At 68.3% G+C, this 5,681-nt stretch carries 5 protein-coding genes; 3 read left to right on the top strand and 2 right to left on the bottom strand.

Annotated features, from left to right (window positions below):
* Window positions 1-295 precede the first annotated feature (295 nt).
* The gene (locus tag BQ8420_RS23580; protein WP_087101357.1) at window positions 296-1,678 is read left to right on the top strand and encodes a cytochrome P450; all 1,383 of its coding nucleotides are present in this window, start codon (window positions 296-298) and stop codon (window positions 1,676-1,678) included.
* A gap of 93 nt (window positions 1,679-1,771) precedes the next feature.
* Here BQ8420_RS23580 and BQ8420_RS23585 read toward each other — a convergent pair whose 3' ends face one another.
* Window positions 1,772-2,749, bottom strand: coding sequence for a TIGR03557 family F420-dependent LLM class oxidoreductase (locus tag BQ8420_RS23585; protein ID WP_087101358.1), 978 nt, complete (start codon window positions 2,747-2,749; stop codon window positions 1,772-1,774).
* Window positions 2,750-2,897: 148 nt separating this feature from the next.
* Between BQ8420_RS23585 and BQ8420_RS23590 the strand changes: the two genes are divergently transcribed.
* Window positions 2,898-3,752, top strand: a complete 855-nt coding sequence (locus tag BQ8420_RS23590; protein WP_087101359.1) for an SDR family oxidoreductase — start codon at window positions 2,898-2,900, stop codon at window positions 3,750-3,752.
* An 85-nt stretch (window positions 3,753-3,837) separates the two neighbouring features.
* On the opposite strand, the gene BQ8420_RS23595 is transcribed toward BQ8420_RS23590, so the two are convergent.
* The gene (locus tag BQ8420_RS23595) at window positions 3,838-4,254 is read right to left on the bottom strand and encodes a ChaB family protein (RefSeq protein WP_087101360.1); all 417 of its coding nucleotides are present in this window, start codon (window positions 4,252-4,254) and stop codon (window positions 3,838-3,840) included.
* 343 nt (window positions 4,255-4,597) lie between these two features.
* Between BQ8420_RS23595 and BQ8420_RS23600 the strand changes: the two genes are divergently transcribed.
* Window positions 4,598-5,470, top strand: a complete 873-nt coding sequence (locus BQ8420_RS23600) for a dienelactone hydrolase family protein (RefSeq protein ID WP_143847509.1) — start codon at window positions 4,598-4,600, stop codon at window positions 5,468-5,470.
* Window positions 5,471-5,681 lie beyond the last annotated feature (211 nt).

The following is a 5,681-nucleotide window of genomic DNA, read 5'->3' on the forward strand; positions in this document are numbered from 1 at the left end:
CCCGCACCCCCACCCGCTCCCCTGGAAGGAACGGACGGCGGAGGTCGAATCATCGGAAATGCCAAGAAGAATCCCTTTCGCCGTTTCTCCTACCGAAATGCGCAAAAGAATACGCCACTGTTGTAAGGACTCAGAAGCCGAACCTAGAATGCGACGACCGCGGTGGCCCATCCCCGACCACCGGTTCCCCCTTTTCTCGAACCTCTCCCCTTCTCATCACCACGGCAGCGTCACATCTTCTCGAAGGGAGGGAAGGGGACCGTGAACCCTCATTCCCGGTCGCCCGCACACCCTGATGACCACGATCCGACCCGACGGAGAACGAGGGATATCCACCCTCGACCAAGGACGTTCGGCCAACGCCACCCGTCTGTACGGAACGACCCCGCCCGGCGGACGCGACGGCCTGTGGCGACGACTCCGCGAGCGGCACGGACCCATCGCACCGGTGGAGCTGGAACCGGGGGTCTTCGCCTGGATCCTGCTCGACTACCACGACAACCTCACCGCGCTCCAGCAGCCGCACCTCTTCTCCCGGGACACCCGCCGCTGGAAGGAGGCGGTCGAAGGCCGCGTCGACCTCGGCAAGACCCTGCCCATGATGTCCTGGTTGCCCAACGCGCTCTTCGCGGACGGCGAGGAGCACATCCGCCTGCGCGCCCCCATCATGGACGGTATCGGCGGGATCGACATGCCCTCCATGGCATGGAGCGTGCGCCACATCGCCGACGAGCTGGTCGATTCCTTCGTCATCCGTGGCGAGGCCGACCTGATCGAGGAGTTCGCCGCCGTCCTACCGGTCCTGGTCCTCAACCGCCTCTTCGGCCTGCCCGACGGTTACGGACGCATGCTCGGGGACCTGACCACGAGCGTGTTCGGCGAGAACGCCGGCCGCGCCGAGGAGGCGGTCGAGCGCATGCAGCAGTACTTCGCCGGGTTGGTCGCCCGCAAAACCGAGCACCCGGGGACCGACCTCGTGACCCGGATGCTCGAACACCGGTCCGGTCTCAGCCCGAGCGAGGTCGCCTACACGGCCGCCCTCATCATCAGCGCGGGCCACATGCCCACCACCCATCTCATCGGCAACACCATGCGCACGTTGCTCACCGATGAGCACATCCGTTCGACCCACACCGACGCGCGCCTGTCCACGCACGACCTCCTGGACCACGTCATGTGGACCGACACACCCTTCCAGGTCCTGGCCGGGCGGATCGCCCTCCAGGACATGCGGATCGGCACCGCGCACATCCGGTCCGGTGACGCCCTCTTCATCGGTATCGACGCCGCGCACCAGGACCCGAACGTGCGAAGCGGCCACCCCGACCCCGATACCGGGCTGGCCAGCGGTCGCCGTGCCCACCTGGTGTTCGGGGCCGGGCCGCACAGCTGTCCCGCCCGCTCGTTGGGACGGTTGGTGGCCGCGACCGGAGTGAGCGTGCTGCAGGAACGGCTCGGCGGCCTGCGACTGGCCGTACCACCGGAGGAACTGTGTTCGGTGAACTCACCGTTCCTGCGCGGGCTGCATCGACTCCCCGTCTCCTTCACCCCCGGACGGCCGAGCGATCCGCCCTCCGACCGGATCCGACAGAGGGAACAGGTGCCGGCCCTGGCCGAGGAGGAAGAACCCCCGGAGGACCTGCTCGGGCGCCTGCTCCGCTGGTGGCGCGGACTGTAGCCGTCAAGCTCGGGTGGTCAGGACCGGGTCGTCAGACTCGGTTGGTCAGGACCGGGTCGTCAGGATCGGGTCGCCCGCGGTGAAGATCGCTCCTCAGATACCGACGGGTGTTCGCGTCATGTCCCGGATCGGTTCGGCCAGTTCGTTCTCGAAGAACGTGAAGAACCCCTCGGGATCGGGCCCGGCGTTGATCAGGGCCAAGTGGTCGAACCCGGCGGAAACGAAGGAACGGACCACCTTCAGGTGACGTTCCGGGTCCGGGCCGTACCCGAACGCGTCCGCCATGGCCTCGCGGCTGATCAGGGCGGTCGCCGCCTCGAAGTTCACCGGATTGGGCAGCTCGGACTGGACCTTCCAACCGGTGAGCCCGAAGCGGAACAGCTCGCGGGCCGATTCCAACGCGGTGCCGTCGTCGGCGGCCCAGGCCAGGGGGACCTCCCCGTAGCAGGGGCCGTCGCCGCCCTGTCCTCGGTAGGTCTCGGTGATCACCGCGTCGGGGTCGGTCGCGAAGATCCCGTCCCCGTACCGGGCGGCGAGGCGTGCCGACCTTGCCCCGGACGCGGCCACGACCACACGTGGCGGCCGTTCGGGCAGATCGAACACCTGAGCGTCCTCCAAGACCAGGTGTTCGCCCTTGTAGGAGTGGTAACCGCCCGACCACAGCAGCCGCATGATGTCGATGGACTCGCGCAGCATCTCGTGGCGCGTGGTGACGTTGGGCCATCCCTTGCCCACCACGTGTTCGTTGAGACGTTCCCCCGATCCGACCCCCAGGGTGAAACGCTCACCGGAGAGCACGGCGGTGGTCGCCGCCGCCTGCGCGACGATCGCCGGGTGGACCCGCAGGAACGGGCACGTCACCCCGGTGACGATCTCGATCCGTTCGGTCCGCTCGGCGATCGCGGCCAGCATGGACCACACGAACCCGGAGTGTCCGTGGCTGAACAGCCACGGGTGGAAGTGATCGCTGATCTCGACGAAGTCGAACCCGGCGCGTTCCGCGCGCACGGCCTGTTCGACGATCTCCCGAGGACCGTACCCCTCGGCGAAAAGCTTGTAGCCGACTCGCATGAGAACCCCCTCTTCAGGGCCCTGACCGGGTCGGTCGCCACGGAAACACCATCGACCGGAAAAGCGCCCTCCACGCTCGGGCCACGTCCGCTCCCCTCATGTGTGGCCGGGCCACCGGTCGGGCAGGGCGGCCGGTGGGAGGGGCACCATGAACGACAGACAACCGACCGCGCAGAACCAACCACACCCGGGCCGGACCGAGCCCATGGATCCTCAGCCTCGAGACGAGATGCGCGACTACGAGGGGCGCGGTCTCCTCAGCGGCCGCCGAGCCCTGATCACGGGAGGCGACTCCGGTATCGGGCGCGCCGTGACGGTGGCGTTCGCCAAGGAGGGCGCCGACTCCGTCTTCGGTTACCTGAGCGAGGACGCCGAGGCCCAGCACACGGCTGACCTGGTGCAGGCGGAAGGCCGCAGGGCCGTGGGCGTCCGAGGGGACCTGGCCGACGAGTCGGACTGCGCACATCTGGTGCATCGGGCCGTCGAGGAGCTCGGTGGGATCGACATCCTGGTGGAGCACGCCGCCACCCAGACGCCCGTCGAGAATTTCACCGACCTGACCACCGAACAGCTGCGTCGGACCTTCGACGTCAACGTGATGGGGGTGTTCTGGACCGTCCGGGAAGCCCTCCCGCACATGTCCGACGGGGGATCGATCATCATCACCGGCTCGATCAACGGGCTGCGGGGCAACGACTCCCTGATCGACTACGCGTCGAGCAAATCGGCCGTGATGAACCTGTCGCTGTCGCTGTCCCAGGTGTTGATGGACCGGGGGATCCGGGTGAACTGCGTGGCCCCCGGGCCGGTGTGGACTCCGCTGATCCCCGCCACACTGGGCGAAGGCGGCACCGAGGGGTTCGGCAAGCAGGATCCCATGGGGCGGGCCGCCGACCCGGACGAGATCGCGCCCTCGTACGTGTTCTTCGCCAGCGAGCGGCTCTCGTCCTTCTACACGGGCGAGACGCTCGCCCCCACCGGGGGTGAGATCCAGGCCGGCTGAGGCACGCGACCGACCAAGTGGAAGGGCGGCGCACCTGTGGGTGCGCCGCCCTCGTGTGTTCGGGCCCGCGTGCGAGGCCCGAGGTTCAGCCGGAACGCCCCGAGCCCGAGGTCCTGCGGTTACTCTCCTTCCGCAGGGCCTCCACCAGTTCGTCCTTGCGCATCCGGGACCGCCCGGAGATGCCCAACTGGCCGGCGCGTCGGTAGAGATGCTCCTTGGTGGCGTTGGCGTCGACACCGCCGGCCGTGGGCCGGTCCGGGCCGGAACGCCGCCCCGCCGAGGGGTTCTTCGCCTGCTGGTCCGAGGGGCCCTTGCTCTCCTTCGGCTCCCAGTGGTCCCCGACCTTCTCGAACTTGTGCTTGACCGCGGCGAAGGCGACCCGATGGGCGCGTTCGCCCTCCCCGTACTCCTGGACCGCGCTGTCGTGCGCCTCGATCCAGGTGCGCTGCGCCTTCTTCGGCGACCGTCGCAACGTGTCCGGTAGTTCGTCCACTCCAGGCACCGTTCTCACCTCCTGGGCTTCGGTTCCTTATGGTGCGCCCTGCCCGGCGCCACGTCCGGGAAAACACTGATAACCCTCGCGAACTGGGAGTACGGGGACACTGGTGATTCGACGGATGCGCGTTCACACAATCGACCTCATAGTGAACCCACATCCCGAGATTCATTAAGGGAAAGGGAGTTCCCTCACCTTTGCCCTTTACTCGGGAAACCCCCGATCCGCGATAACCGAAAGGTCCGCGGATTCCCGCTGCACGAGAAAGGCAAATCACGTGCTGACCGAAACTCCCCCGTCCCCCGTGTCCGAAGGGCGGTCCCGTCCCGGAACCCGGGCCCGCTCCTGGATGTCCGGACTCGCCGCGAAGTCCGCCCTCGTCTTCGGCCTGTCGCTGATCGGCGCCGGCGCCACCGTCAGCCCGGCCCTGGCCGAAAGCCCGCATGAACGCGGCCCGGACCCCACGGAGTCCAGCGTCACCGCACCCCGAGGGCACTTCGACACCGACACCACCTCCGTTTCCTCACTGGTCAGCGGCTTCGGTGGCGGCACGATCTACTACCCGACCGACACCAGCGAGGGCACCTTCGGCGGTGTGGTGATCGCCCCCGGTTACACCGCCGGCGAGTCCTCCATGTCCTGGTACGGACACCGGCTGGCCTCGCAGGGGTTCGTGGTGTTCACCATCGACACCAACACCCGCTACGACCAGCCGAACAGTCGCGGCCGTCAGATCGACGCCGCGCTCGACTACCTGGTCGAGGACAGCGACGTCAACGACACGGTGGACGGTGACCGACTGGCCGTCATGGGGCACTCCATGGGCGGTGGCGGAACGCTCGCCGCGGTGGACGACCGGCCCGAGGTGCGCGCGGCGATCCCGCTCACCCCCTGGCACACCAGCAAGAACTGGTCGAGCGTCGAGACGCCCACGCTGATCGTCGGTGCCGAGAACGACGTGACGGCCTCGGTCCGCTCGCACGCGATCCCGATGTACGAGAGCCTGCCGAGCTCTTTGGACCGCGCCTACCTGGAACTGCGCGGTGCGAGCCACTTCGCGCCGAACGTCTCCAACACCACGATCGCCAAGTACAGCATCTCCTGGCTGAAGCGGTTCGTGGACGAGGACGAGCGGTATGAGCAGTTCCTGTGCCCGCCGCCCTCCACCGGGATCGGCACGGACTTCTCCGACTACCGGGACTCCTGCCCGCACGGCGGCTGACCCCCGCTTCTGAACATCTGACCCCGCACCACGGCGGCCCGGAGGAATCTTCCTCCGGGCCGCCGTTCGTCGTTCTCCCTCCACGCCGGGGTGACCTCCCGGTGCGTCCACGCGGCGCCGGACCGTCTTCGCCGACTCGCGGTATGCGGCGGTGCGGGGTCGAGGCTCGGGGTGCGCGGGCGGTGCGGGGCCGAGGCTCGGGGTGCGCGGG

This window comes from Nocardiopsis sp. JB363, from assembly GCF_900143625.1.
In the GTDB taxonomy this organism is placed as follows: Bacteria; Actinomycetota; Actinomycetes; order Streptosporangiales; family Streptosporangiaceae; genus Nocardiopsis.

Excerpts from the sequence above, each read along its gene's own strand:
- BQ8420_RS23580 (WP_087101357.1), top strand. The coding sequence starts at position 296 with ATGACCACGATCCGACCCGACGGAGAACGAGGGATATCCACCCTCGAC.
- BQ8420_RS23600 (WP_143847509.1), top strand. The coding sequence starts at position 4,598 with ATGTCCGGACTCGCCGCGAAGTCCGCCCTCGTCTTCGGCCTGTCGCTG.
- BQ8420_RS23590 (WP_087101359.1), top strand. The coding sequence starts at position 2,898 with ATGAACGACAGACAACCGACCGCGCAGAACCAACCACACCCGGGCCGG.
- BQ8420_RS23585 (WP_087101358.1), bottom strand. The coding sequence starts at position 2,749 with ATGCGAGTCGGCTACAAGCTTTTCGCCGAGGGGTACGGTCCTCGGGAG.